This is a genomic window from Mesorhizobium sp. M1406, from assembly GCF_040317555.1.
Classification (GTDB): domain Bacteria; phylum Pseudomonadota; class Alphaproteobacteria; order Rhizobiales; family Rhizobiaceae; genus Mesorhizobium.
This window is the reverse complement of sequence record NZ_JAMYKW010000010.1, coordinates 50,694-75,348: the sequence shown is the minus strand read 5'-3', so window position 1 is coordinate 75,348 and position 24,655 is coordinate 50,694. Positions and strand designations below refer to the sequence as shown.

General features: G+C 63.8%; 26 protein-coding genes. 1 reads left to right on the top strand and 25 read right to left on the bottom strand.

Annotation, left to right across the window (positions count from 1 at the left end; translation table 11 throughout):
• Positions 1-3: 3 nt before the first annotated feature.
• The 25 genes from flgK to NKH03_RS11655 all read right to left on the bottom strand — a co-directional run bounded on the left by flgK (position 4) and on the right by NKH03_RS11655 (position 23,609).
• The gene (gene flgK / locus NKH03_RS11775) at positions 4-1,455 is read right to left on the bottom strand and encodes a flagellar hook-associated protein FlgK (RefSeq protein WP_352968498.1); all 1,452 of its coding nucleotides are present in this window, start codon (positions 1,453-1,455) and stop codon (positions 4-6) included.
• A gap of 27 nt (positions 1,456-1,482) precedes the next feature.
• Positions 1,483-2,742, bottom strand: a complete 1,260-nt coding sequence (locus NKH03_RS11770) for a flagellar hook protein FlgE (protein ID WP_352877924.1) — start codon at positions 2,740-2,742, stop codon at positions 1,483-1,485.
• 79 nt (positions 2,743-2,821) lie between these two features.
• Positions 2,822-3,490, bottom strand: a complete 669-nt coding sequence (locus tag NKH03_RS11765) for a response regulator transcription factor (protein ID WP_352632692.1) — start codon at positions 3,488-3,490, stop codon at positions 2,822-2,824.
• Positions 3,491-3,680: 190 nt separating this feature from the next.
• Positions 3,681-4,265 (bottom strand): transglycosylase SLT domain-containing protein, encoded by a 585-nt coding sequence (locus NKH03_RS11760; RefSeq protein ID WP_352968497.1) that lies wholly within the window; start codon positions 4,263-4,265, stop codon positions 3,681-3,683.
• The gene (gene fliK, locus NKH03_RS11755) at positions 4,198-5,601 is read right to left on the bottom strand and encodes a flagellar hook-length control protein FliK (protein ID WP_352968496.1); all 1,404 of its coding nucleotides are present in this window, start codon (positions 5,599-5,601) and stop codon (positions 4,198-4,200) included. Before fliK ends, NKH03_RS11760 begins: the two co-directional genes overlap by 68 nt.
• The gene (locus tag NKH03_RS11750; RefSeq protein ID WP_352968495.1) at positions 5,598-6,962 is read right to left on the bottom strand and encodes a MotC family chemotaxis protein; all 1,365 of its coding nucleotides are present in this window, start codon (positions 6,960-6,962) and stop codon (positions 5,598-5,600) included. Before NKH03_RS11750 ends, fliK begins: the two co-directional genes overlap by 4 nt.
• A complete protein-coding gene (locus NKH03_RS11745; protein ID WP_352968494.1) occupies positions 6,959-8,299 on the bottom strand; it encodes a MotB family protein in 1,341 nt (446 codons plus the stop codon). Before NKH03_RS11745 ends, NKH03_RS11750 begins: the two co-directional genes overlap by 4 nt.
• On the bottom strand, positions 8,296-8,922 hold the full coding sequence (locus NKH03_RS11740; RefSeq protein WP_352968492.1) for a hypothetical protein: 627 nt from the start codon (positions 8,920-8,922) through the stop codon (positions 8,296-8,298). Before NKH03_RS11740 ends, NKH03_RS11745 begins: the two co-directional genes overlap by 4 nt.
• A gap of 2 nt (positions 8,923-8,924) precedes the next feature.
• Complete coding sequence (gene fliF / locus NKH03_RS11735; RefSeq protein WP_352863371.1) at positions 8,925-10,571, bottom strand: flagellar basal-body MS-ring/collar protein FliF; 1,647 nt, start codon at positions 10,569-10,571, stop codon at positions 8,925-8,927.
• Between the two features lie 134 nt (positions 10,572-10,705).
• A complete protein-coding gene (locus NKH03_RS11730) occupies positions 10,706-11,773 on the bottom strand; it encodes a flagellin N-terminal helical domain-containing protein (RefSeq protein WP_352877934.1) in 1,068 nt (355 codons plus the stop codon).
• A gap of 262 nt (positions 11,774-12,035) precedes the next feature.
• Positions 12,036-13,031 carry a flagellin N-terminal helical domain-containing protein gene (locus tag NKH03_RS11725; protein WP_352863374.1) on the bottom strand — a complete coding sequence of 332 codons (996 nt, stop codon included), beginning with the start codon at positions 13,029-13,031 and terminating at the stop codon, positions 12,036-12,038.
• A gap of 233 nt (positions 13,032-13,264) precedes the next feature.
• Positions 13,265-13,996 (bottom strand): flagellar type III secretion system pore protein FliP, encoded by a 732-nt coding sequence (gene fliP, locus NKH03_RS11720; protein WP_352863376.1) that lies wholly within the window; start codon positions 13,994-13,996, stop codon positions 13,265-13,267.
• A complete protein-coding gene (locus NKH03_RS11715) occupies positions 13,993-14,487 on the bottom strand; it encodes a flagellar basal body-associated FliL family protein (protein WP_352863378.1) in 495 nt (164 codons plus the stop codon). The genes fliP and NKH03_RS11715 overlap by 4 nt, the downstream gene beginning before the upstream one ends.
• Before the next feature lie 19 nt (positions 14,488-14,506).
• Positions 14,507-15,217, bottom strand: coding sequence for a flagellar basal body L-ring protein FlgH (gene flgH, locus NKH03_RS11710; protein WP_352863380.1), 711 nt, complete (start codon positions 15,215-15,217; stop codon positions 14,507-14,509).
• The gene (locus NKH03_RS11705) at positions 15,214-15,801 is read right to left on the bottom strand and encodes a MotE family protein (protein ID WP_502910870.1); all 588 of its coding nucleotides are present in this window, start codon (positions 15,799-15,801) and stop codon (positions 15,214-15,216) included. The genes flgH and NKH03_RS11705 overlap by 4 nt, the downstream gene beginning before the upstream one ends.
• A gap of 3 nt (positions 15,802-15,804) precedes the next feature.
• A complete protein-coding gene (locus NKH03_RS11700) occupies positions 15,805-17,046 on the bottom strand; it encodes a flagellar basal body P-ring protein FlgI (protein ID WP_352968491.1) in 1,242 nt (413 codons plus the stop codon).
• Positions 17,043-17,567, bottom strand: a complete 525-nt coding sequence (gene flgA / locus NKH03_RS11695) for a flagellar basal body P-ring formation chaperone FlgA (RefSeq protein WP_352968553.1) — start codon at positions 17,565-17,567, stop codon at positions 17,043-17,045. The genes NKH03_RS11700 and flgA overlap by 4 nt, the downstream gene beginning before the upstream one ends.
• Before the next feature lie 6 nt (positions 17,568-17,573).
• Positions 17,574-18,362: a flagellar basal-body rod protein FlgG gene (gene flgG, locus NKH03_RS11690; RefSeq protein WP_352863388.1), complete on the bottom strand. Its 789-nt coding sequence runs from the start codon at positions 18,360-18,362 to the stop codon at positions 17,574-17,576.
• 11 nt (positions 18,363-18,373) lie between these two features.
• Positions 18,374-18,700: a flagellar hook-basal body complex protein FliE gene (gene fliE / locus NKH03_RS11685; RefSeq protein ID WP_352877947.1), complete on the bottom strand. Its 327-nt coding sequence runs from the start codon at positions 18,698-18,700 to the stop codon at positions 18,374-18,376.
• Positions 18,700-19,116: a flagellar basal body rod protein FlgC gene (flgC, locus tag NKH03_RS11680; protein ID WP_352863392.1), complete on the bottom strand. Its 417-nt coding sequence runs from the start codon at positions 19,114-19,116 to the stop codon at positions 18,700-18,702. The genes fliE and flgC overlap by 1 nt, the downstream gene beginning before the upstream one ends.
• 2 nt (positions 19,117-19,118) lie before the next feature.
• Positions 19,119-19,499, bottom strand: coding sequence for a flagellar basal body rod protein FlgB (gene flgB / locus NKH03_RS11675; protein ID WP_023761682.1), 381 nt, complete (start codon positions 19,497-19,499; stop codon positions 19,119-19,121).
• 79 nt (positions 19,500-19,578) lie between these two features.
• Positions 19,579-20,364: a hypothetical protein gene (locus NKH03_RS11670; RefSeq protein ID WP_352968489.1), complete on the bottom strand. Its 786-nt coding sequence runs from the start codon at positions 20,362-20,364 to the stop codon at positions 19,579-19,581.
• Positions 20,351-21,754, bottom strand: a complete 1,404-nt coding sequence (gene fliI / locus NKH03_RS11665) for a flagellar protein export ATPase FliI (RefSeq protein WP_352968488.1) — start codon at positions 21,752-21,754, stop codon at positions 20,351-20,353. The genes NKH03_RS11670 and fliI overlap by 14 nt, the downstream gene beginning before the upstream one ends.
• 3 nt (positions 21,755-21,757) lie before the next feature.
• Positions 21,758-22,480 carry a flagellar basal-body rod protein FlgF gene (gene flgF, locus NKH03_RS11660; protein WP_352863398.1) on the bottom strand — a complete coding sequence of 241 codons (723 nt, stop codon included), beginning with the start codon at positions 22,478-22,480 and terminating at the stop codon, positions 21,758-21,760.
• 7 nt (positions 22,481-22,487) lie between these two features.
• On the bottom strand, positions 22,488-23,609 hold the full coding sequence (locus NKH03_RS11655; RefSeq protein WP_352968487.1) for a DUF1217 domain-containing protein: 1,122 nt from the start codon (positions 23,607-23,609) through the stop codon (positions 22,488-22,490).
• Between the two features lie 147 nt (positions 23,610-23,756).
• On the opposite strand from NKH03_RS11655, the gene motA reads away from it, so the two are divergent.
• The gene (gene motA, locus NKH03_RS11650) at positions 23,757-24,632 is read left to right on the top strand and encodes a flagellar motor stator protein MotA (protein WP_352968486.1); all 876 of its coding nucleotides are present in this window, start codon (positions 23,757-23,759) and stop codon (positions 24,630-24,632) included.
• Positions 24,633-24,655: the final 23 nt, after the last annotated feature.

Here is a 24,655-nt window from a genome sequence, read left to right as displayed (position 1 = left end):
GGATTATCCCACCGCGTTGAGCAAGGCCGCCATCATGTCGTCGACGGTTTTCATCATCCGGGCTGACGCCTGATAGGTGTGCTCGAGGTCGAGGAGCAGCGACATTTCCTGGTCGACATTCACGCCGGTCGCGTTGGACAGCGCCTCAGCGCTGCGCGAGGCCAGTGCTTCCTTGGCGTCGGAAGCGGTCGATGCCTGCTGGCGCACGCCCTCGAACCAGCCGATCGAGTTGGCCGCGTAATCGGAAACGCTGGACGTTGCCGAAACCCCGGCGGCGGGGTCGAAGGTCATCGGCTGGTCGAGCCGATCGCCATAGGCGATCAGCAGGGTGGAATAGGATGCGCCGCCGGTGTTGACGACATAGGCCGCGCCGTTGGCACCGCCATCGCGCAGCAGCGTCGGATTGCCGCCGGCGCTCGGGTCCATCGCCGCATTGACGCTGATGGATGCGGCGAGGCCGTTGATCAGCGTGCCCGCTGCCGGCACGGCCGGCGCGCCCGACCATGTGAACAGGCCCGCGGCATTGGGCATTGCCGGTGCGGTTTCGGCAAAGGCCGTGATCAGGCCGCGCGCGGTCTCGTCGAGCTGGCTCTGCATGGTCGTGGCGACGCCGTCGCGCAGTTGCAGCAGGCCGGCAAGCGTGCCGCTGGCGCTGGTGTTGCCGCCTGCTCCCGCCGAGATCGGCACATTGTCGATATAGACGGCATTGCCGGCGGCGCCCGCGGTGTAGCCGGCCGACGCCGCGAAGCTGACCGCGCGCGGTATCGTCTCGAACAATGTCGTGCCGTCGCCGGTGGTGATGACCATGTCGTTGTCGCCACGCGTGAAGGTCGATACCGGGACATAGTTCGAAATCTTCTTCAAAAGCGCGTCGCGCTGGTCGAGCGCGTCGGAAACGTCGTTGCCGGAGCGGGTTCCGGACATGACCGCCGTGTTGGCATCCTGGAACTGGCTGAGCAGCGAGTTCAGGTCGTCGACCGCCGTGGCGATCTGGCCGTCGGTCTGGGTGCGGAAATCCTGGACGGCCTTGGAGCCCTCATTCAGCGAACGCACAACCTGCTTGGCGGCGTCGATGACGCTGGCGCCGAGGTTCTGGTTGGACGGCGAGGTGGCGTAGAGCTGCAGCGCCTGCTGCAGGTTGGCGATCGCGGTCGAGGGCGAGGACGCATTGTCGACGCCGTTGACCGCAACGCCCAGCTGATCCATGCCGCTGAAGAGTGCGTTCTGGCCGCTCCAGACAGACAGCGCGCCGAGGTTCTGGCGGAACAAGAGGTCGTTGGTGACGCGTTGGATATCAACCGAACGCGCGCCCGGCGCCGTGCTGGTGACGATGGCCTGGCGGCGCGAATAGTCCGGATTGGAAGCGTCGGCGACGTTGCGCGAGACGACGCTGGTCTGTCGCGCGGTGTTCATAAGCGCCGACTGGGCGATACTCAATGCGGTAGACAGTGACATGCGGGTCTTTCGCGGGCGGCGCCCGTCTTATCTCTTCAGGTTGACAAGGACGTCCATCAGATCGGAACCGGTCTGGAAGACTTTCGAATTGGCGGTGTAGCTGCGCTGCGCCGCGATCATGTTGGTCAGTTCTTCGGCGATATCGACGTTGGAATTCTCGAGCGCGCCCGAGATGATGGAGCCGAGCTTGCCTTCATTGGCGAAGCCGACACGGACCGCGCCCGATTCGGTGCCCTGCGAGTAGACGTTGCCGGGCAGTGCGGTGAGCTGGTCCGGGCTCTGCACGTCGGCCAGCGGGATCTTGTAGAGCGGCTTGGTGGAACCGTCCTTGTACTGGGCGTAGATGGTGCCGTCCTTGCTGATCTGGACCTTGTCGATGGTGCTCGGCGCGTTGCCGTTGACCTGGGCATCGGAAACGGTGAAGCCGGTGCCGAGCTGGGTCAGCGCCGACAGGTCGAGATTGAGGCTGGCGCCGTTCGGCACGGTAAATGAAACGCCGGTGGGAGTGCCGGTGAGCTTGCCGGTGGTGGTGTCGAAGGTCAGGTTGGCCGAGCCCAGCAAGCCGCCGGCGGTATAGGGGAACGATGTTCCAGGGGTGGCCTTCGACTGATCGAAGACCGCCACCTGCCAGGTGCCGGCGCCGGTGTTGGTGAAATAGACGTCGAGCAACTTCTTGTTGCCGAGGTTGTCGTAGGCGACCATCGAGGATTTCGACGTGTATTGCGCGCCCGCAGCGTTGGCGGCGGGCAGGTTGGCGGTCGCGACCGGTGTCGCGCCCGCCGGCAGGTTGCCGGCATAGCTACCCTCGGTGCTCGGCGTCGCGGTCATTCCCTGGTCGGAGATGACAACCGGGACCAATCCCTCGAAACCGTTGACCGTTGCCGCCGGTACGCCGTTGTCGTAGCTGTAGGCCATCAGCTGGAAGCCGGCCGAGTTGACCAACCTGCCCTGCCCATCGGGAACGAAGGCGCCAGCGCGGGTCAGGTAGGGCGTACCGCTCGGATCTTGAACGACAAAGAAACCATCGCCGCTGACGGCAAGGTCGGAGACCGAGGTCGTGTACTGGAGCACGCCCGGATCGCTGACCGCCTGACGGATCGTCGTGGTGACGCCGCCAGAATTGTAGGCGCCGCCCGTCGACGGCATGACCAGCGTCGAGAATTCGGCGGAGGACCGCTTGTAACCGGTGGTGTCGGAATTGGCGATGTTGTCGGCGACCGTCGACAGGCGGTTTGCCTGCGCGTTCATGCCGGACACGCCGGTCCGCATCATTCCATAGAGGCTCATCGAAACGTCTCCGCTGTGTCCATGCCACTGGCTACGAGGCTACGCGTGTTTTCTTGCGCGAGGCTGGCGCGGCGCTGCATCAGAAGACCAGCCGGTATCCCAGGAAACGCTTGGAATCGATCGGGTCGGTGCCCAGCTTTTCGCGCAGCTTCTTGCGCAGTTTGCTGATGTGGCTTTCCACCACGTTCTCCTCGACCTCTTCGTCGAAGATGCCGTAGATGGCGTTGAAAACCTGGGTCTTGGTGACGCGACGCCCGCGATTGCTCGCCAGATATTCGAGGATGCGGCGCTCACGACGCGGCAGGGGCAGAGGCTGACCGTCGATCTCTGGGTCACGGCCGTCCATGAAGATGCGCATGGCGCCGATCTCGGTGTAGGCGACGTCTTCCTGGGCGCGACGGCGGATGGCGGTGATGCGGGCCAGTATCTCGCGGATATGGACGGGCTTGCGAATGACGTCGTCGACGCCGCTCTCGAACAACCGCAGCGTGTTCTCCAGGGAATGCTGCTCGCTGAGCGCAATGACCGGAGCGCCGGTGCGGTCGCGGATCTGACGGGGAGAGATGGAGCCTTCGCGGCAGTCGCCGATGAGGAAGGCCCTGACCGAGCGCAGATCGGTGTCGGCGGCCGAGCTCACCCACTCACCGAATTCGCCGGATGCAAAGCCTGCACAGGCGATGCCCTCACGATCGAAAAGTGAATTGTATCCCTCTGTTACGAGCTCGCGCTCGTCAACGATCACAATCATCGGCCCCGCCTTCCGAATCAAATCATTTGCCCCGTGAAAAGAGGCGTAACCGCTGGGGAGAATCCTGAACAACCGTCATTTCTTGTAGCTAGTTTCTTGGGAGTCTGGAATCGTATCGGTTGCATTAGCTCGCAGCCAGATATGCTTTCGGGGGGTTGTGCGGTTGCTTTATTAGAAGCTGAAAATACGCTTATGGGTTGCAGAAGCCGCGGGCGTTCGCGGTCCATTTTCCAAAGCCGGTGGCGACCATGTTGGCAATGACGCGACAGACATAGGTCTTCTGCGCGGGATCGTTGTCGGGACCGGCATGATAGCGAGCGACGGCCATCGACCAGGTCTCGTGGCGGGCATGGAGGCTGGCCAGGAAGCGCGCCGCGTAGTCGACGTTCTGGCGTGGGTCGAGCATGTCCTCGACGCTGCGAAAATGCGACGCGTGGTAGTGATGGTTGATCTGCATGCAGCCCAGGTCGATCAGCGTCTTGCCCTCGCGGCGGGCGTCGGCGAAGGCGGCAAGCGCTTCGGCCCGGCTTCGTGGGAAGACCGCTTTTCCCTCTATATTCAAGGCATTGGGTTGAAGGCTGCCCTTGTTGCCGGTCTCCGTCAAGCCGACCGCGTAGAGGATGCCGGCGGGCACGCCATAGCGATCGGCGGCGCGCAGGATCTCCGGCTCGCATGGGTTGGTGGTGGCAGCGGCGGCACTCGCGACGCTAGATAAAGATATCGCCAGCGCGCTCGCGAGAAGGCGAAGTGCCGCGGCCGTAGTCCTGCGCGTCATCGTTGCGGTTCCCCGTGGACTGCCGGCCCGGTTGCTGGCCGCCGGCTCCACTACTGCCAGTTCCCGAATTCCCCGGTTGAAAGGACGATGGATCGCGGCCTGTTGCCGACGGCAAAGGGGCGGTTGCATCGGTGCGGGCAGTGGAGGGAACTGCTACCGAAGGTTGCAGGATCGTGACCTTGTCAACCTCGAACCCGAGCCCGCGCAGCGATTTGACGATGGCCTCGCTGTCGGCGGACAGCCGACGGTAGGCGTCATGTGTTTGGGGCTTCAGCTCAATCGAAAGTTGTTCTCCGGAGAGGCGAAGATTGGCCGTCACCATGCCGAGTTCGGCGGGGTGAAGTTCGATCTTCAACACATGTGTCGGAACGGCCACAGGGCTGGCCGGCTGAGTGGCCGCGGATGAGACTGAAAGCGCCTTTTGCGGGCCGTTGTCGGCGGCTATGGCGTTGATCACATCGAGGGCTGCCTGGCTGATGGGACTTTGCGGCGGTGCCGGGTAGCTCTGTTCGGACACCACGTCGATGCGAGCGGCGGACAGGGATTGTTTTCCCGCCTCGGGCCGCATCGCGGACTGGACATCCTCGATACTCTTCATCGTCGATGCGGCGTGCCTCGGCCGTACGCCGGGCACGTCGGCAGCCGGCGCGTCCGGCTGCTTCTGGGTTGCCACCGTGTTGTCGCGTTTCGGCGCACTCGAGACAGCACCGGCGGCGCTCTGTGGCTGAGCGTCAAGTTCCGTCAGAGGTCCGTCGGCGATCGAAGCCTGCTCCGGCTTCGACATGGTTTCGAGAGCCTCTTGTCCGGTCGTGGACTTTGACCGGTGGGTCTTTGGCGGTGGAGCCTGCCGGTCGAGCGCCGGGTCCGACGGGCTCTCGCCCAGTGCCGCATCGCGCCCGGCTGCCTTGGACGATGTCGAGAAATGGCGCAGGTCATGAAATGCGATCAGCAGCGGCAGGTCGTCCTGAAGCGGCTCGGCATCGGCGTCCGGAGCCGTCTCTTCGGCGTCGGCATCGTCCTTGTGCGACTTTGCTTCCAGGTCATCCTTGCTGGCTTTCACGGTCGGCCCTTTAACCGAGGCGATCTTTTCTGGATCGGCCGATGGCGGCTCGGCCTTGCCGGCATGCCCGGCAAGACCGGCAGCGAGCTTGCCCCAGCGCTGGTCGCGAGATCCCGCTTCCGTCGTCGGCTGCCGTTCTTGGCGGGCGGGACCGGTGTCGCCGTGCAGCATCTTGCCGAAGCCGTCGTCGTCGTTCCTGCCATTCGCGGCCGGTTGCTCCGACGTCGCGCGCGTGGAGGCAAATCCTGGCAGGGCCGAGCCGAGGCTGGTGGTCATTTGGGGGCGGCTCCAAGCATCTGGTCGATAAGGTCGAGCTGTCGACGTGTTCTGGTCATGGCGGCGTCGGTCGGATCGGTGGGCTCGGCAGCGGGCGATGGCGCCGAGGCCGGCACGACAGTCGCCACGTCGCCAGACGCCGCCGCAACCGCCGCATTGGCGGCTGGTCCGTTGGAAGCCGCGGTGACGGCGGGTTGCTCCGGGATCGCGCCTTCGACCGGTGGCAGTCCGCTGTCATCGGCGCCTTGCGCCGTGGCGATCTCGGGCACCGGTGGTTGCTCGGCCGCGACAGGGGCAGGCCTTTCCTCGGGAACGGCGGCGGGCGGCGCGACGACTTCGCCGGCAATAGCTTGCGCGGCGTCGAGCAAGGCGCGATCGCCTTCCGACAGCCGGCTGCGGTCGATCTTGCCAAGCTTGGCGCGGACGTCCTCGATGGTGCCCGAGGTGACGGTGGAAAGGCTGGCATAGAGCAGGGCGCGAGGATCGTCCTGGTTGGTGTTGCCGTCGCGGCCCTGCTCGGCCCGCGCCGAGGCAAAAGCCGACAGGTCGTTCAGGCCATCGATCGCGGCGCGGCGGGCGATGCGCAGATAGATCACCTTCTCGCGCTCGGAATCCATCATCGAGGTGATGTCGCCCAGCTTGTCCTGGCTGATCGACATATGCAGCGCGATGACGCCGGAGACGAAGGAGTCGGCGAACTGGCTGGCATAGGGCGAATGGAGGTAGCGCTCGACATACTGGGTGGAGGCAAGCGCGAAGCGTGCCGCGTCACCTTGCGCGACTGCAATGCCGACCGAACGGCGAAGTGCCGCTTCCTCGACCAGCGTGCCGGGGCCGAGCAATCTTGCCTCATCGAGCAGACGGAGTGCGGCCGCCGGCTGGTCGCCGGCAAGCAGCGAGCCTTTGACCAGGGCAAGGAAAGCGCCGAGATCGGGAGGCAGTGCCAGCGGATCGATCGGCCTCAAGGCTTCGATCGCCTCGCCGGGCCGGCCGGTCAGGTAGTCGATCACGCCTTTGGCTATGACAAGGCTTTGCGGGTCCGTCGTGGCGCGCGACGTGGCGACCTCGACGGTCACCGGATTGCCGCCGCTCATGCCGTAGACAAGCAGGGCGCGAAAGTTCCTGGGATCCTTGTAATCCTCGGCATCCGCCGCGCGCAGGCGCGCATCCGCCATCTCCAGCAGCTTGGCCTGCATCGGCAGGGCGGCATGATCGCCGACGGCTATGCGGTCCTGGATGAGCTGCAGCGAGCGCACCAGCTGATACGGCTGCAGCGCGTCCTGGGCGAAGCCGGTCGACGGGTGTCCGCCGGCCAGCAGCAGCAGGCCAATCAACCGGCTGGTGACGGCTGCTCGCCTCATCCGCCGGTCGCCATCAGGATTTCGATGCGGCGGTTCACGGCCGACAATGGATCCTTGGGATCCTTCGGATGGCGGTCGGCGAAGCCGGCGACCTCGGTTATGCGACGTTCGTCGACGCCGCCGCGCACGAGCATGTAGTAGGCGGAATGCGCACGCGCCGTCGACAGTCGCCAATTGTCGTAGCTATCGCTGCGGAACGGCCGGGCGTCGGTGTGGCCGTTGATGCTGATGGTGCCTTTCTGGGCGTTGACGATGCGGCCGATCTTCTCCATCGCCAGCACAAGTTCGCGGCGCGGCAGCGCCGAGCCGACCTCGAACATGCCGAAGTCGAACTGGTCGGTGATCGAGATGACGACGCCCTTGTCGGTGGCTTCAACCGAGACGCCGTCGTGCAGCTTGTCGCCGGGCTTGAAGGCATCGGCCAACTGCCGCTTGACGTCGGCCGCGGCCTTGATGGCGGCGGCGGTCGGCGCCTTCTCGCCGGCGTCGGGCTTGGCGGCCTTCTGCGCTTCGGGCTCGCCCTTGGCTGAGTCCGGTTTCATCTCGTCCGGTTTGATCTCGCTTGGCTTCGTGTCGCCGGCCTTGGCGAGGTTCATGGCTTGCTTGCCGGTCGCATCCTGGGCCAGCGGCTCGAGCGGTGCGGCCGCGACAGGCGGTACGGCTTTGACTTTGAGCACTTGCGTTTCGGCGGCCTTGTCGCCGGGCTTGGCCGGATCGCCCTCGATCCTGGTGCGCTCGGCACTAGCCTCGGCGGCGGGCGCCGCCACCTGCTGCGACCAGAAATCAGGCTCGAAGGGATCGCGATAGGAGGCGCCGCCGGAGGCGCCTGTCGCCGGGCCGGCGGCCTGCGCGCCGCCGTCGCCCTTCTGACTGACGTTCTGCATGACACCGGTATCGGTGGCGATTTCCGAAAGCACCGCGTAAGGATCGGCGAACAGATGCTCGTCGGAGTGTTCCGCCTGCGGGAGTTCTTGCTTGTCCTGTTTGCGGTCCGCCGAGCCGTCGCCGTCCTGACCGGCCTTGTTGGTCGCCTTCTTCGGATTGTCGGCCGTCGTCCCGATCGCGCGCGGACCGTCGCCGAGATCCTCCAGGCCCTTGCGGCTCGAATTGCGGTCGACCAGCTTGACCGGGTTGAAGTAGCTGGCGACGGCTGCCTTGGTCTGCTCGTTGGCGGCGTTGATCAGCCACATGACCAGGAAGAAACACATCATGGCCGTCATGAAATCGGCGAAGGCGATCTTCCAGACGCCGCCATGGTGGGCCTCGTCATGGTCGTCATGACCACGCCGCACTATGATGATTTCGTGGGGTGTGTGTCCGGCCTCGGCGACGCTCATGCCAGGACCTCTGAAAGGGTCGTCGACCATTCGGCCATGCGCGTCTCGAACACCGCCTCGTCGATGGCGACGGTGAGGTCGAAACCCGGTGCCTCGACGAAGTCGAGATTGGCGGCGCGGAGCCCAAGCGATGCCCTCAGTGTTTCGAACAGTGAGAGAGGCCCGCGCACGACGATGCGCACCGCTTCGGCATCGCCGACCGCTTCGCGTACGGCGCCGGCCAGTGCCTCCATCGAACGTTTCTGCAAGTCGTCGCTGACGATGCCGCCGATGATGCGGGCGACCGTGGCGGCGACAAGCCCGGTGACACGCGCCTCCATGGCATCGATGCGCGACGAGACCGCCCTGCCGACATCGTCGCCGAGGCTTTCTAGAAATACCCTTGCTTCCTCTGCATTGGCCTGGCGTTCGGCTTCGAGCGCTGCTTCATGCGCAACCGAAAGGCGCGCCTCAAGCGCAGCCTCGGCCTGGACAACCGCTTCCGCAATCAGCGTGCCGATATCGGCTTGCGGGGCCGGCGTCTCCGGATTGTGTTGGGGATCGACCGTGGCCTGGGCCTTGCTGGCACGTTGCGTGCGTGTGCCGAAATCAGGCAGAAGGTCGAAGAGGGCTGCGGAGGGCATGGTTACACCGCAACTTCCTGGGCTGCCCATTTACGCAGGATCTGCGCGGTGCGCTCCTCGTTGAGGTCGACCATTCGGGCAAGCCGATCCTGCGGCGCAGGTCTGATCTTCTGGCGAAGATCGTCGAGCGGCGTCGGACCTGGGCGCGAGCCGGGCAGGGCGGCGACCGCGGCATTGTCGGCGGCGGCCGTTGCTTCCGGCGTCGGCAGCGAGCGCTGCACGTCATCGAAGCTGGGACCTGACAGGGCCGGTGTCGCCTTCGCCGTCAGCGCCGACGCCATCGGCCTCAGACCGAAGAAGGCGACCAGGAACACGACGACGATGAAAGCGCCGGCATTGATCAAAGTGCCGGCATGCTGGCCAATGGAATCGAGCATTCCAGCCTGAGGGACCGCCTCGCCATCCAGCCCGTCGATGAACTCGACAGCCGAGACGTCGATGACGTCGCCGCGCTTCTCGTCCAGGCCGGTGGCCGAGGTCACCATTTTCTGGATGTCGGCGACACGCTTGGCAATCTGCTCCGGCGTGGCGTCCTTGCCGAGTATGGTCATCAGCCGCTGCTGGTTGACGACGACGGCAATCGACATCTTGGTGACGGTGTAACCGTTGGAGACAGTGGCGATCTTCTTGGAATTGATCTCGTAGTTGGTGATCTCTTCCCTGCGGTCGTTCTGCGAAGAAGATTGTGGACCATCGGTGGCGGTTGCCTGGGTCTCGGGCAGGTTCTGCTCGACGCTGGCCGGGGTCGAGGCCTGCTTCTGGTTGTTGTTCTCGTTGGCGCGCACCGACTGCACCGAGCGCTCGACGCGGGAGTTCGGATCGAAGATGGTTTCTTCGGTCTGACGGGTGTCGGTGTTGACCTCGGCCTTGACGCTGGCGCGGAAGTTGTCAGGGCCGAGATAGGCCGTCAGGGCACGGCGGATGTTGTCGCCGATCTGCGCTTCGACGGTCTGCTCGACGCCGAGCGTGCGGGCGGCGCTGGTGTTGGAAGGATCATCGCCCGCGGCCAGCAGATTGCCGCTGGAATCGAGCACCGTCACCTTGTCGGCCGACAGGCCAGGGACGGCGGCGGCGACCAGATGGCGGATCGACATGGCGCTCTTCTCGGCGTCGATGCCGGCGTAGCGGATGACCACCGAGGCGGAAGGCTGCTGCTCGTCGCGGCGGAAATTGGCACGTTCGGACATGACGATGTGGACGCGCGCCGCCTTGATGCCCGATATCGACTGGATGGTGCGGGCGATCTCGCCTTCCAGCGCGCGCACGCGGGTGATCTGCTGCATGAAGGAGGTGAGGCCGAGTGAACCGACATTGTCGAACAGTTCGTAGCCGGCATTGGCGCTCGTCGGCAGGCCCTTTTCGGCAAGCAGCATGCGCGCCTGCGCGGTGGTGCCGGCCGGCACCAGCACCGAGGTTCCGTCGGCGCCGACGTCGAAGCCGATGCCGGCTTCGCCCAGCACCAGCCCGATCTGGTTCACGTCCGCGCGGTCGAGCCCGACATAGAGCGTGTCGTAGGCGGGGCGGTTGAGATAGACCGAGGCGATGCCGATGACGCCCATCACCAGAACGGCGATGCCCGCCAGCATGGCAAGGCGCTTCACGCCAAACCCGCGGAGATTCGAGATGATGCTCTGGATCTGTTCCGGCACGGTTCGACGACTCCCAGCATGATTGTCCGCCGGAACAGTAGTCCTCGAAGCTTGTGCGAAAATGAAATCGGGCCGCGCTTGCGGCGCGGCCCGTCAATCGGGATGAGTAGGGATCGCGCCGGTGGCGCCAGTGACTAGTTCTTGAACAGCGACAGGATCGACTGCGAGGCGCTGTTGGCGATCGACAGCGCCTGGACGCCGAGTTGTTGCTGCACTTGCAGCGCCTGGAGGCGGGTCGATTCCTTGTTCATGTCGGCATCGACGAGCTGACCGACGCCGCGATCGATGGAGTCCATCAGGCTCTGGGTGAAGGTCTTCTGCAGGTCGATGCTGCTCTTGGCGGAGCCGAGGATGGTGGCGGAGTCGGTCAGCTGAGCCATGACCTTGTCGATCCTGTTCACCATCTGCGTGATGATATCGTCGGTTATCCCAGGTGCGGTGATGTCGAGGTTGTAGGCCGAGATGTTGTCGACCTTGGCGGGGGTGCCGGTAACAGCGGCTTGGCCCGCGGTGTTCGCGGCGATATCAGTCCCTCCGCCGGCGATCGCGGCAGCATAGGCTGTGTCATACTCCGTCTGGGCGGCTCCCGTGGAATAGATGGAAGTCTGGCGATCGAGGGTGCCATAGTTCTTCACGTCGGTGGCAAGGCCGTAGTCAAAGAGCTTGGTGCTCTCGACATCGATGTCGATCGTTCCGATCGAGATGGCGCCGGATGAGGAGCGATTGAATGAAGAAACAATCTGGGAGTCGGGCTGGACGCCGTCATAGTTGGCCGCGACCTGCTTGGAGGTCACCGCAAGGAAATTGGAGCCGGAGAAAGTGGCCGCATCGGCAAAGGACTTCATCTGCGCCTGAAGCGCCTTGATCTCGGTCTGGGTTTTTGCCTTGGCTGCATCCGTCTGGCCGACGGTCGAAAGCAGCTTGGTCTTGATCTGGCCGATGGTCGTCAGCACATTGTTCATGCCGGTATAGGCGGTATCGACTTTCGAGGCGCCGAGGCCGAGCGCATCCTGCACCGTCGACAGGGCCTGGTTGTCCGAGCGCATCGTGGTGGCGATCGACCAGTAGGCGGCGTTGTCGGAGGCCTGCGAGACCCGATAGCCCGTCGATATACGAGCCTGCGTCTGCTCGAGCGACTTGTTGGTGGCGCTGAGGCTTTGAAGCGCGGTTAACGCCGAAGCGTTTGTCATGATGCTCGCCAAGAAAGTCGCTCCTTCTCAAAAGCCGACATGCTCAGACATGCCGGATAGGCCCGTTCAACGCTGCTATCGTGCCGGTAGGGCCGATTCGCCAACTGTTGTAAGCTATTGGTTAACCATAACTAGCGCGACATGGTTAACAGCTTGTTAAGCGCTGGCTTTCGAGAGTTAAGGAGTGACGGTTGCGCGGGGCTGGAGCAAAAACGCAAATCGAGCCGCGCTTTTGGCGCGGCCCGATTGTCTAGCTGTAGTCGATTGAGAGCGATTAGCCGCGGAAGAGCGACAGGATCGACTGCGACGAGCCATTGGCGATCGACAGCGCCTGGATGCCGAGCTGCTGCTGGACCTGCAGGGCCTGCAGACGGGTCGATTCCTTGTTCATGTCGGCGTCAACGAGCTGGCCGATGCCGCGATCGATGGAGTCCATCAGGTTCGAGGTGAAGGTCTTCTGCAGGTCGATACTGCTCTTGGCCGCGCCGAGCTTGGTGGCGGCGTTGGTCATGTCCTTGAGCGCCGCGTCGACGACGGTCATCTGCTGCGCGATCTGACTATCACTGGCAGCGACGCCACCCGCGAAGATGGTCAGCGAGGCGACCGAATAGGTGTCGGTGCCTGCAGCCGCGGCGCCCAGGGTCGGGGCCGAGGCAGTAAGGGTGGCCGTACCGGTGGAGCCAACGCGGAGCGTGTCGAGGATGCCCTTCGCGAGTGTCGCGGTGGTACCAGCTTCATACAGCTTGATGCTTTCCACGTTGACGTCGATCGTCGAGATCGAAACCGCGCCGGTGGCGCTGCGGTTGAAGGCCGAAACGATCTTGACGTCGGCCGCCGTCGTGGCTGTCGCGCCGCTGTTTACGGACAGCATGTTGGTGCCGGAGAAGGTGGCGCCATCGGCATAGGCCTTCAACTGCTTCTGAAGAGCGGCGATTTCGACCTGGGTCTTTTCCTTGGAGGCATCCGTCTGGCCGTAAGATGCAGTCAGCTTCTGCTGTATCTGGTTGATGGTGGTGATCGCGCTGTTCATGCCGGTGTAGGCGGTGTCGACTTTCGAGGCGCCGAGGCCGAGCGAGTCCGAAACGGTGGACATTGCCTGGTTGTCGGAACGCATCGTGGTCGCGATCGACCAGTAAGCGGCGTTGTCCGAGGCCTGCGAGACCTTGTAGCCGGTCGAGATGCGGGACTGGGTGGCTTCGAGGTTCTTGTTGGTGGAGTTCAGGCTCTGCAGTGCCGTCAACGCGGCAGTGTTCGTCATGATGCTGGACATGGCTACTCGTACCCTGATTTTACACGTGTTTTTTTGACATACCGGCTCTACCGGTATGACGGTGCGGCATCATGCCAATGATCTCTGGAATTCGATCACCCGCCATCTGCGAGCGAATATGCGGGCAAGTCCCTACCAAAGGGCTAAACCGGACGGTTAATCGAAAATATATTGCGTGAATTCTGCGCCGGAGCAGCGCGCCAGAGCGGCGCTGCGGGATTCAGTTGCCGGGGTCAGTTGAAGGAGCGCACAAGGCTGCCGACAAGCAGATTCCAGCCGTCGATCAGGACGAAGAACAGGATCTTGAACGGCAGCGACACCACTGTCGGCGGCAGCATCATCATGCCCATCGCCATGGTGATCGTCGCGACGATCATGTCGATGACCAGGAATGGCAGCACGATCAGGAAGCCGATCTCGAAGCCGCGCCGGATCTCCGAGATCATGAAGGCGGGTACCAGGATGCGCAGGTCGACGGTGTCACGCGAAACGGTCTGGCCGCGCTCACGCGCGAGATCGGCGAAAAGGTCGAAGTCCTTGTCGCGCACATTACGCAGCATGAATGTGCGGAACGGATCGGAAATCTTGTCAAAGGCTTCGGTCTGGGTGATCTGGTTGTCCATCAGCGGCTTGACGCCGGTGTTCCAGGCCTGATCGAAGGTCGGCGCCATGACATAGAAGGTCATGAACAGCGACAGAGAAATCAAAATTAGGTTTGCCGGCGTCGACTGCAGGCCGATGCCTGCGCGCAGGATCGAGAAGGCGATGACGAAGCGGGTGAAGCTGGTCACCATGATCAGCAGGCCCGGGGCCACCGACAGCACGGTCAGCAGGCCGAACATCTGGATGATGTAGCCGACGGTGGTGCCATCGGCCTTGCCGATGCCGCCGAGATCGAGCTGCTGGGCCGCCGCGACGGAGGTGGCGGCGGCGATCATCGCCGTGGCGAGAAGGAACTTTCTCATTCGAGCAGCAATGTCCTGATGAGAACCTGTTTGGCGTGACCCTGGCTGCGGATCGAGGCGCGTTCCTCGAGATCGGCCTTCAGGTGCTGGTAGCCGCTGGCGCCCTCGATCTGATGCATCTTCAAGGTGCGCACCAAGGCCAGAAGATCCTGGTGGATGTCGTCCGACATTGCCTGTGGCTGCGGCCCATCATAGACGACGGACACCTCCATCCTGATCCAGGTATCGGCGGGCGAAGCGATATTGGTGGTGATCGGCGCCAGCACGACGAGCGTCGGCCCCACGCCTGGCTGGTCGGCCGAAGCCGGCTGCTCGGCCTTGCCTTCGTTCTCAGGCGCCGCCGGTACCGACGCAGGTGCATCGACGCCTTTGAGATAGCCGCCGGACATCCAGCCCATGCCGATGGCGGCCGCCGTCACCACCAGCAGCATGCCGCCCTGGACGGCGAGCGAAGGACCCTTGCGGGGCTGAACCTGTTCGACATTTGCCACGGCGCGGTGTTCCCCAATCCTAGAACGGAAGAACCTGGTCGAGAACCTGCTGGCCATAGGCAGGTTGCTGGACCTCGGTGATGCGGCCGCGTCCGCCATAGGAGATGCGCGCTTCGGCGATGCGTTCGTAGGGGATGGTGTTCTCGGCGCCGATATCGGCCGGCCGCACGATGCCGGCGATGGTCAGCACCCTGAGTTCGGCGTTGACGCGCACTTCCTGCGATCCCTTGATCATCAAATTGCCGTTCGGCAGGACATCGATGACGATGGCGGCGACATTGAGCTCCAGGGTTTCCGATCGCTTGATTTCGCCATCGGCCGTCGTGTCCGTGGTGGAGTTCAGAGCGCCAGCACCCTTGCCGGCGGTGCTGCCGATCTTGTCCCATTGCGCGCTGATGTCGAAACCGAGCTTGCGGTTGGCGGTGCGGCTCCTGTCGTTCTGGTTCTTGAAGTTGGCCCGGTCATTGATCCTGATCTTGACGGTCAGGATGTCGCCCTGGGACAGCGCCCGCGGATCGGTGAACAATCGGCTCTGGCGGTCATCCCACAACGAGAATTTCCTGGGCGGCGCGGGCGGCGTTTCCGGATAGCGATAGAGGGAAGAGGCGCTGCCGTCGTCGATGCCGGAGCCGACCGGTGACAGAGCCGGTTCCCTGCCGACCTCCTTCAGGTTGGTTCCACAACCGGACAACATGGCGACCGCGCACAGGACGAGCATCTTGCGGATCATGACGGGTCTACCCTTCGGGCTGCGCTGGCCATGATGCCGGTGAGCGTCGCCGCCGCCTTCTGGTCCATTTCGTTGAGGATGACGCTCGCCTTGCGGGAATCGAGCTTCATCAATATGGCCGCCGCCAGATCGGCGTTGACGATGGCCAGCCGCTCGGCGGCGGCGTCAGGCTTCATGCCGGCATAGATCTGGACCACGCCGTCTTCGGCCCGGGCCAGGAAAACCTCACGTCGCTTCAGCCAGGTCTCGTATTCGGCCTTTTTTTCCTCCAGTGCCTTCATGCGCTGGTCGATGCCGGCCTGGAGCTGCTTCAGTTCCTCCGCCTGCAAGACATAGCGGCGGTCGCGGGCGGCGTCGGCGATATTGGAGCAAAAACGCTCGATCTCGCTTTGGTCGGGTGCCTTCTCTCGCGCCAATTGCTGCGGGGGCGCTACGACCGGTGCTCCCGGCAAGACCTGGCGGACCGCCTCCTCACCACGTGCGGTATCGCTGGCAAAGGGCAGCGCCGCGAGAACGGCGGTCACGAGCAGGATTGCGACGGGGCGATATCTTTCATGGCGTGAGAACGAGCGCGTCATCGGCATAGCCTATTGCAGAACCAGGTCGGCCTGCAGGGCGCCGGCCGACTTGATGCCCTGCAGAATGGCAATGATGCCGTCCGGCTTGACGCCGAGCCGGTTGAGGCCGGAAACCAGGGTCTGGAGATCGGGACCATCAAGCACGGCAACGCGGGCATCGGGCCGGCTGGCTTCGATGGCGGTGAACGGTTCGACGGCGGTCTCGCCCTTGGAGAAGGGCTCGGGCTGCACGACGCGCGGTGCTTCGGTGATGCGCACGGTGAGCGTGCCGTGACTGATGGCGACCCGCGAGATCTTGACGTCGTTGCCGATGACGATGGTGCCGGTGCGCTCGTCGATGACGACACGGGCCGGCGTGTCGGATTCGACCACCAGGTTTTCAATCTCGGCATAGAAGCGGGCCGCCGAAACACCCTTTGGCCTTCTGATCTGCACGGTGCGTGAATCGCGCTCGGCCGCCACCCGCGCGCCGAAGCGCTGGCTGGTGTAATCGTTGATGGCATCGGCGATACGAATGGCGGTCGAGAAGTCGGGATTGCGCAGTTGCAGCGTCAGTGTTGCCTGATCGTCGAACTCGGCCTGGACAGCACGCTCGACGATGGCACCGTTCGGCACGCGGCCGGAGGTCGGCACGCCTTGCGTCAGCTGCTCGGCCTGCCCCTTGGCGGTAAAGCCGGAAACGATCACCGAGCCCTGTCCAACGGCATAGATCTCGCCGTCCGCCGCCTTCAGCGGCGTCATGATCAGCGTTCCGCCGGCGAGCGAGGTCGCGTCGCCCATCGAGGAGACGTCGATGTCGATGCGGGCGCCCGACTGCACGTAGGGCGGCATGTTGGCGGTGACAATGACGGCGGCGACGTTCTTGGCGCGCGCGCGGCCGCCTTCGGTGGCGATGCCGAGATTTTCGAGCATGGCGCGAATAGACTGTTCGGTGAACGGCGAGTTGCGTAGGCTATCGCCCGATCCGGCAAGGCCGATGACCAGGCCGTAGCCGACCAGCTGGTTGTCGCGCGAACTCTGCAGCTGGGCGATGTCCTTGATGCGCGAGGCGACCTGGCCCGGCGGCAGGGAACTCGGCCCGGTGGAAACCCGGAACATGCGGCTGGTGGTGGCCGGATCATATTCGGGATCGTTGTAGACGCCGCCATTCTTGGCGGCGAGCTCGCGCTTGGCCTTCGGCGTCAGGCCGTCGGCCAGTGCCGGCTGCAGGCCAAGCACGGCTGCCAATACCAGGGTAAGTCCGCGCATCATGAAGCGCTGACCTGGATGGTTCCATCCGCCATCACCGTGCCGGACAGGATCTTGCCGCTGTCGATGTTGCGGACCTTGACGAGGTCGCCCGCGGCACCCGGCTGCAGCGTCACGGCGGTCGCCGAGATCGTCAGTCCGCCGGCGATGAAGAAGACCTGCACGGACGCACCCTGTTCGACCAGCCAGGCCACGCGGATGGCGGTGGAAGGGATGTAGCGGCCGGGCAGCAGGGTGCGCTTGGCGACCTTGCCGTCGAGTTCCTCGGCCCGTGTGACGACTCCGTCCGGCTTGTGCTTGCCGGCGATGAGGATCACCTGTTTCAAGGCCGTAAGTTCGATGGTCTGGCCGGGATAGATGACCCGGTTGGGTATCAGCACCACCTCGCCGACAGGTTGATTGCTGGCGATCTGGGTGGCTGATTGGTTTGTCGATTCCTGGGCAAACGCCGGCATGCCACCGGTCACCAGCGCAAGGACGAGCGCGGTGCGGCGGAATGCTGAGCAGGAGATCGGCATGGCCATCATCCGTTACCTGATGTTCTTGGAGACGACGGAGGCCATGTCGTCGGCGGCCTGGATGACCTTGGAGTTCATCTCATAGGCGCGCTGCGCCGAGATCAGCTCGGTGATTTCCTTGACCGGGTCGACGTTGGAAGCCTCGAGGTAACCTTGCTGGATGGTGGCGAAACCGGGATCGCCGGGGACGCCGACATTCGCTGGTCCCGAAGCCGTGGTTTCCTGGAACAAATTGTCGCCGAGCGGTGCCAGGCCCGCCTCGTTGGCGAAATTGGCGATCTGAAGCTGGCCGAGGTTCTGAAGGTCGGTCTGGCCGTCGATGCGAGCGAAGACCTGTCCCGTCTTATTGATGATGACCTCGACGGCATCGACGGGGACGTTGATGGCCGGAATGACGGCAGCGCCGTCGACCGTCACCAACTGGCCTGTCGCGTTGGTGTTGAGGGCGCCGGCGCGGCTGTAGAGCGTGCCGCCGTCGGCACCTTCGATCTGGAACCAGCCCCTGCCGGTCAGCGCCAGGTCGAAACTGTTGCCGGTGCTGGTCAGTTCGCCCTGGGTGTGAACGTTGCGCACGGCCGTCGTCTTGACGCCGAGGCCGATCGAGACGCCCTCCGGCACCAGCGAGGCATTGGAGCGGTTGGGCACACCCTGCGTGCGATCGACCTGGTAGAGCAGGTCGGAGAATTCGGCACGGGCGCGCTTGTAGCCGGTGGTGTTGATGTTGGCGATGTTGTTGGCGATGACTTCCAGATTTGTCTGCTGGGCATTCATGCCGGTGGCGGCGATGGCGAGTGCTTTCATGGCGGAATTCCTCAGATGCCCATTCGACTGACTTCGAGATAGGCGGAAACCACCTTGTCGCGGATGGCGACGGCGGTCTGAAGCGCCTGCTGCGCGCTCATCACGGCGTCGACCACCTGACGGGTGTCGGCGTCGCCCTTGAGCGCCTGTATCGACACCTGCTCGGCGTTCTGCATCGTGTTGACGGTCTTGGACGCTGCCTGGCTCAGCGCCTCGGCGAAGGAGGTGCCGATGTTGCCGCCGGCCGAAGGTGTCGCGCCGCCCTGGAGCAGGCTTGTCACCGCGTCGTCGCCGCCGATCGACGGCTTGAACTGAAGCGCTCCGATACCGCTGATCATTACTGGTTCCTCATCAGGTCGATGGTCATGGAAATCAGGTCGCGCGCCTGCTTGACGACCTGAAGGTTGGCCTCGTAGGAGCGGTTGGCCTCGGTCATGTCGGCCATTTCGATCAGCACGTTGACGTTGGGCATCTTGACGTAGCCCTTCTCGTCGGCGGCCTCGTTGCCGGGCTGGAACTCGATTGGAAAGTCGCTGGGATCACGATCGATCGAGTTCACCGCAACCGTCGAGCTGCCGGAGGTCCGGTCGAGTTCGGAGACGAAGCTGATGGTCTTGCGGCGATAGGGGTCGGAGCCGGGCGCGGTTCCGGTCGACTGAGCGTTGGCTAGGTTTTCGGAAACGACGCGCAGCCGCTCCGACTGAGCGCCGAGCCCGGATGCTGCGACTTTGAGGGCTGCGGTGAGCGCGTCCATGGTCAGCTCTTAACCGCCATCATCATCATGGAATGGAACGCCTTGACGATCGCCGTGTTGAGTTCGAAGGAGCGGCGCACCTCGCCGGCCTTCATCAACTGGTCTTCTAGCACGACCGAGTTCTTGGATGGCATGATAACGCCGTCATCTTCCTGCGGCTTGATGGTGAAGCCGGCATTGGTCGCCGCGTTGCCTAGATGACCGGCCTGCGTGGCCTGAAGCGATACGGCTGTGCGATCGAGCACCTTTTCGAACGGCTCGACATCGTTCGCCGTGTATCCCGGCGTGTTGGCGTTTGCGATGTTGCCGGCGACGGCGGACTGGCGCACGGCCAGCCACTGGGCTTGCTTGGCGGCGAGGTCGAAAAGGGAAACGGGCTCCATGGGAATCTCCGGGCAGGTGCTCAGAGACTAGGCCGCGAGTCTTGCGCGGGCCTTGCGAATGACCAGAGACCGGAGAGCTTTATCGCGAAAGCTCGATCACCTGGTCGGTGCTGGTGACCATGACCCATTTGCCTTTGCGCTGCTCGATGGAAGACACCTGGCTGGAATCCGGGAGTATCGAGCCGCGCTGGACGATCCAGAGGCCGGCATCGTCCTCGATCATGGCGCGGCCGTTGGCGACATGGACCATGCGAAATTTCGCGGCGTCGGCCGGAAAAGGTTGATCGTCGGGTGCCGGCGCGGGATTGGCATCGTCCTGCACCGTTCCCGTGGCGAGCAGATCGAGATCGGCCGCGGGAACGTCCTTCGCTGTCAGCGGCGCGCTGCGTTGGGCGACCACGCCGCCGCCCGCCCGCCCCGAATTGGTACCGGTGCCACCGAACTTGATCGCCTGGACGCCAAACTGGTCCTGGTTGAAGAAGATGTACCACGGAAACAGGGCGCAGATCAGCCCGAGCGTGATGCCTAGCGCGGCAATGACGAGATCGCTGCGCCGGCTGGACTCTTTTTTCAACCTGGGAAACACCGCCTTCGGTGGCCGCGGCCACTCGTTGAGTGGGAACAGCCCATCGATCAGCGAGTCGCGGCTGGCCTGCGTCATCTCGGCGGCCTGCGCCCGGGGCGCCCGGGGCAAAGCGGGCTCGGCGGCCTTGGCCAGAACGGCCTCGGCTTTGGCGGCTATGGCACGGGCAGCCTTTGCCTTGGCGGCTCTCGCTTCGTCAGCTCGGGCTTCTTCCGCGGCATTGGCTTCGGCGATCATGTCGCGCAGGATGCGCTCTGTATATTCGCGTTCAGTCTCCGGCATCGGCGTTCAGCTTGCTCTTGAGGTGGCGGGCGAGGTCGGAGAATGGATCGGCTGAGGGGCGGTCCTTCGGCGCTTGCGTCAGTGCCTCGTAGATCAGCGGCACCTGGCGCACGGCAATATCGAGTTCGGCATCGACGCCGCCCTGATAGGCGCCCAGCAGGCGGATATCGCGCGTGTCCTCGAAGCGCGAGATCATCGACTTCAGCCTTGTCACCAGCGCGCGCTGTTCGGTGCTCCAGGCCTTGCCGGCCAGCCGCGAAATGGACGACAGCGGATTGACGGGCGGATAGCGGCCCTGTTCGGCGATCGTGCGGTCGAGCACGACATGGCCGTCGAGGATGCCGCGCACGGAATCGGCGACCGGGTCGTTGTGATCGTCGCCGTCGACCAGCACGGAGATGATGGCGGTGATCGAGCCTTTGCCTTCCGCGCCTGGCCCGGCGCGCTCGAGCAGCTTGGGTAGCTCGGTGAACACCGAGGCCGGATAGCCACGCGCGACCGGCGGCTCGCCGGTTCCCGTCGCCACCTCGCGCAGGGCGTGGGCGAAGCGGGTGATCGAGTCCAGCACCAGGAGCACGCGGTGCCCCTGGTCGCGAAAATGCTCGGCTATACGCATGGCGGTGTCCGGCGCCCGCCGGCGCATCATGGCGCTCTCGTCGCTGGTGGCGACGATGGCGACGGTTTTGGCCATGCTGTCGCCGATCGTGTCCTCGAGGAATTCGCGGACTTCGCGGCCGCGTTCTCCGATGAGCGCCACGACGACGGTGTCGAATGCGTCGGCGCCGGCAAGCATGGCGAGCAGCGTCGACTTGCCGACGCCGGAGCCGGCGAAGATGCCGAGGCGCTGGCCGAAGCAGAGCGGCGTGAAGATGTCGATGACCTTGACCCCGGTCATGAAGGCGGTGCCGACACGCTGCCGCGCCATGGCGCCGGGCGTCGTCTGGGCGCCGATCGATGCGTCATCGCCCCTGACCAGGGGCGTGCCGCCATCGATCGCCCTGGTGAGCGCGTCGATGGTGCGGCCGCGCCACGAGGCATGCGGCGCCACCGCGAGCGGACCGCGGCGGAACACGGCATCACCGATACCGGCATCGGCGCTGCGTTCGAAGGGGGCCACGACGACCTCATCGCGGCTGATCTTGACGATCTCGCCGCGGCGGGCGCCGGCATGACCGCGCTGCTCGACGATGTCGCCCAGCCTGGCGAAGTCGGAAAGGCCGTGCACCTTGTAGTGCGTGGGCGTGACTTCGGTGACGCGGCCGCCGCGCTTGAGCAGCGCCTCGGTGTCGGCGAAACGCCGCCAGACCCGTTCCAGAGCGACAAGCCGGTCTTCCGGCGCCGGCTGGAGCTGTCTTTCAAGTGCGCGCAGGGATGGCTGGTCGAGCGACATGGGTTACTTCGAGCCGAGCGTCTTGATCGCCTCGTCGGTGGAGGAGTCGGTCTGCCGCATCAGGGCGGCGGTGTTCTCGAAGGCGCGCTGGACCATGATCAGTCGGGTAATCTCCAGCACCGGATTGACGTTGGATTCTTCGAGAAACCCCTGGGCGATGCCGATATCGGAGCGATCGGTAACAGGCTCTGGCGTGCGCGCCGGAACGATGCCGGAATTGCCGTAGCGGACGAAATTTTCGCCCGGATCGAAATTGTAGAGACCGATGGAGCCGACAAGCTGATCGTTCTGGCGCAGCGAACCGTCGGCCCCGGCCTTGGGCGGGCCGTTGCGGGGGTCGAGCTGGATCGGTGAGCCGCCGGCATCGAGCACAGCGTGGCCCTCGATCGACATCAGCTCGCCGTTCTCGTTCATCGAAAAGCGCCCGTCGCGGGTCATGACGGTGCCGACAGGCGTGTCGATGGCGAACCAGGCATCGCCCTGGATGGCGAAATCGAACGGATTTCCGGTCTCGCTCAAGGCACCGTGAGCGCCGGAAAGATAGGTCTTGCCAGGGGAGGCGAAGGACACCGATTTCGATCCGGTGCCGGACACGACGTCCTCGAACTTCACGCCGGTGGCGCGAAAGCCGATCGTCGAGGCGTTGGCGACGTTGTCGGCGATCGTGTCGAGGCGGCGCTCGAGCGCGATCTGCGAGGAAAGGGCGACGTAAAGGCTGTCCCGCATGATGCTCTCAGAACCTCAGTTTCTGCATGGCCATCATCAGGTCGGTGGAGATGCCGACCGTGATCGGCTGGGCAAACAGCACGCTGACCGAGGTGACGGCCGATGACGTCGGGTTGTTGATCTCGTACATGCTGGTGAAGCGCGTCAGGAACTTGCCGAGCTTCTCGGGGTCGGAGAAATCCGAGATGTCGAGTTTCTGCTCGAACAGCTGCGCCTGCTTGTCGACATCGGCGGTGGCGAAGGAATCGGGCAGGCCGAGCACGGTGCGCACGACGCTGGCAAGCGCGGTGTCGGCCAGCACGTCGTACCAACTGGTGATGGTCGGCGCCTTGCGGTCGAAATAAAGCGCCAGCCGCACGCCCTGGTTGGTCTGGCCGGCATCCTCTTCGAGGGTCTGGCGCATGTATTTGTCGACGGTCGGCTGCCGCGCCGGATTGATGGTGGTGGCGTTCGCGCCATAGGCTTCGAAATTGAAGGCGGAAGCAAGTGCCGCGTAGGTCTTGTCCGTCATCTTGTTGGCAACGCTGTCGGGATCGCGGACGCCACCCTGCAGAACCCGCTTGATGAGATCCTTGTCCTCCGTCATCGAATCGAGGCCGAATGAAGCCAGTGCGTATGTGTAGAGCCGGTTATTCGACATCAGGTCGTCGATCGACTTCACCTTGGTGATGTTGGCGAGATAGTATGTCGTCTCGCCTTTCACATAGGCCGAATTCGGATCGAGGCCGGCGATTTTCGCTTGCGTGGCGTAGTTCTTGGTCACCATCTGCTGTGTCTTGTTATAGATGGTCGCATCGGCGCCGTTGGCGGCGAAATTGAAGGCGCTGACGAATTCGGCGTAACGTTTGTCGGTCAGCTTGTTGGCGAAGCTGTCGGGATCGGAGACGCCCTCCTTGAGTGCCTTGACCATAAAGGCCTTGGCGTAGTCCATGTCCTCGAGCCCGTATGCCTTCATGGCATATTTGAACAAACGGTCATTTTTGACGAAATCGTCGATCGATTTCACCTTGGTGATGTTGTCCAGATAATATTTGGTGTCGCGATCGACCACGGGCTGCTGCTCGATCCTGTCGAGCGACTTTGAAATGTCCTTGGTGATGAGCTGGTAGCTGGTAAATGTATTGAGCAAAGACGCGCCTCCGGCCGAAGCTATGACAGGACAATATCCCCACTTCCTTGCGCGAAACTGAATCGGATCCGGCGGCTTCGATTCAAGCCTCACACAAGGCACGGGGGCTATCCCTTGCTCCTGATGTGAAATGCGGAAGGACCTCTTGTGGGCATTCTGATTGGACTTGTGGTGACGCTCGGCTGCGTCCTTGGCGGCTTCATGGCCATGGGCGGCCATCTTCACGTGCTGGTGCAGCCGTGGGAAGCCGTGGTCATCTGCGGTGCGGCGTTCGGCACCTTCCTCGTTGCCAACCCGATGAAGACGGTCAAGGACACCGGCAAGGCCATCCTCGAAGCCTTCAAGCAGGCGGTGCCGAAGGAGCGGGACTATCTCGAAACGCTCGGCGTGCTGCACTCACTGATGCGCGAGCTGCGCTCGAAATCGCGCAGCGAGGTCGAAGCCCATATCGACAATCCCGAGGAATCGGCGATCTTCCAGGCATTCCCGACCGTGCTCAAGAACCATGATCTGACGCATTTCATCTGCGACTACTGTCGCATCATCATCATCGGCAATGCCCGCTCGCATGAGATCGAGGCGCTGATGGACGAGGAAATCCAGACCATCAAATCCGACAAGATGAAGGCCTATCACGCGCTGATCGCGGTTGGCGATGGCTTGCCTGCGCTCGGCATCGTCGCCGCCGTTCTTGGGGTGGTCAAGGCGATGGGCGCGCTCGATCAGTCGCCGGAAATCCTGGGCGGCCTGATCGGCGCGGCCCTGGTCGGCACTTTCCTCGGCATCTTCCTGTCCTATGCGGTGGTCGGACCGATCGCCACCAAGATCAAGACGGTGCGCGAGAAGAAGAACCGCCTCTATACCATCGTCAAGCAGACGCTGCTGGCCTACATGAACGGCGCTCTGCCGCAGGTGGCGATCGAGTTCGGCCGCAAGACCATCTCGTCCTACGAACGACCAACGATCGACGCCGTCGAGCAGAGCACGATGAACACCGGCGCCGTCGAAAAGAAGGCCGCCTGAACGATGCGCGACAGATCGGTCCC

Bases quoted from the DNA above. Each gene is read 5' to 3' on its own strand.
- NKH03_RS11740 (WP_352968492.1), bottom strand. From the start codon at position 8,922: ATGCCCTCCGCAGCCCTCTTCGACCTTCTGCCTGATTTCGGCACACGC.
- NKH03_RS11725 (WP_352863374.1), bottom strand. From the start codon at position 13,031: ATGTCCAGCATCATGACGAACACTGCCGCGTTGACGGCACTGCAGAGC.
- NKH03_RS11670 (WP_352968489.1), bottom strand. From the start codon at position 20,364: ATGCCGGAGACTGAACGCGAATATACAGAGCGCATCCTGCGCGACATG.
- fliP (WP_352863376.1), bottom strand. From the start codon at position 13,996: ATGAGAAAGTTCCTTCTCGCCACGGCGATGATCGCCGCCGCCACCTCC.
- flgK (WP_352968498.1), bottom strand. From the start codon at position 1,455: ATGTCACTGTCTACCGCATTGAGTATCGCCCAGTCGGCGCTTATGAAC.
- fliE (WP_352877947.1), bottom strand. From the start codon at position 18,700: ATGATCAGCGGTATCGGAGCGCTTCAGTTCAAGCCGTCGATCGGCGGC.
- flgA (WP_352968553.1), bottom strand. From the start codon at position 17,567: ATGGCCATGCCGATCTCCTGCTCAGCATTCCGCCGCACCGCGCTCGTC.
- NKH03_RS11770 (WP_352877924.1), bottom strand. From the start codon at position 2,742: ATGAGCCTCTATGGAATGATGCGGACCGGCGTGTCCGGCATGAACGCG.
- flgC (WP_352863392.1), bottom strand. From the start codon at position 19,116: ATGGACGCGCTCACCGCAGCCCTCAAAGTCGCAGCATCCGGGCTCGGC.
- NKH03_RS11745 (WP_352968494.1), bottom strand. From the start codon at position 8,299: ATGAGCGTCGCCGAGGCCGGACACACACCCCACGAAATCATCATAGTG.
- flgF (WP_352863398.1), bottom strand. From the start codon at position 22,480: ATGCGGGACAGCCTTTACGTCGCCCTTTCCTCGCAGATCGCGCTCGAG.
- NKH03_RS11705 (WP_502910870.1), bottom strand. From the start codon at position 15,801: ATGCCGATGACGCGCTCGTTCTCACGCCATGAAAGATATCGCCCCGTC.
- NKH03_RS11760 (WP_352968497.1), bottom strand. From the start codon at position 4,265: ATGACGCGCAGGACTACGGCCGCGGCACTTCGCCTTCTCGCGAGCGCG.
- flgG (WP_352863388.1), bottom strand. From the start codon at position 18,362: ATGAAAGCACTCGCCATCGCCGCCACCGGCATGAATGCCCAGCAGACA.
- flgH (WP_352863380.1), bottom strand. From the start codon at position 15,217: ATGATCCGCAAGATGCTCGTCCTGTGCGCGGTCGCCATGTTGTCCGGT.
- flgB (WP_023761682.1), bottom strand. From the start codon at position 19,499: ATGGAGCCCGTTTCCCTTTTCGACCTCGCCGCCAAGCAAGCCCAGTGG.
- fliI (WP_352968488.1), bottom strand. From the start codon at position 21,754: ATGTCGCTCGACCAGCCATCCCTGCGCGCACTTGAAAGACAGCTCCAG.
- fliK (WP_352968496.1), bottom strand. From the start codon at position 5,601: ATGACCACCAGCCTCGGCTCGGCCCTGCCAGGATTTGCCTCCACGCGC.
- NKH03_RS11765 (WP_352632692.1), bottom strand. From the start codon at position 3,490: ATGATTGTGATCGTTGACGAGCGCGAGCTCGTAACAGAGGGATACAAT.
- NKH03_RS11700 (WP_352968491.1), bottom strand. From the start codon at position 17,046: ATGATGCGCGGACTTACCCTGGTATTGGCAGCCGTGCTTGGCCTGCAG.
- NKH03_RS11750 (WP_352968495.1), bottom strand. From the start codon at position 6,962: ATGAGGCGAGCAGCCGTCACCAGCCGGTTGATTGGCCTGCTGCTGCTG.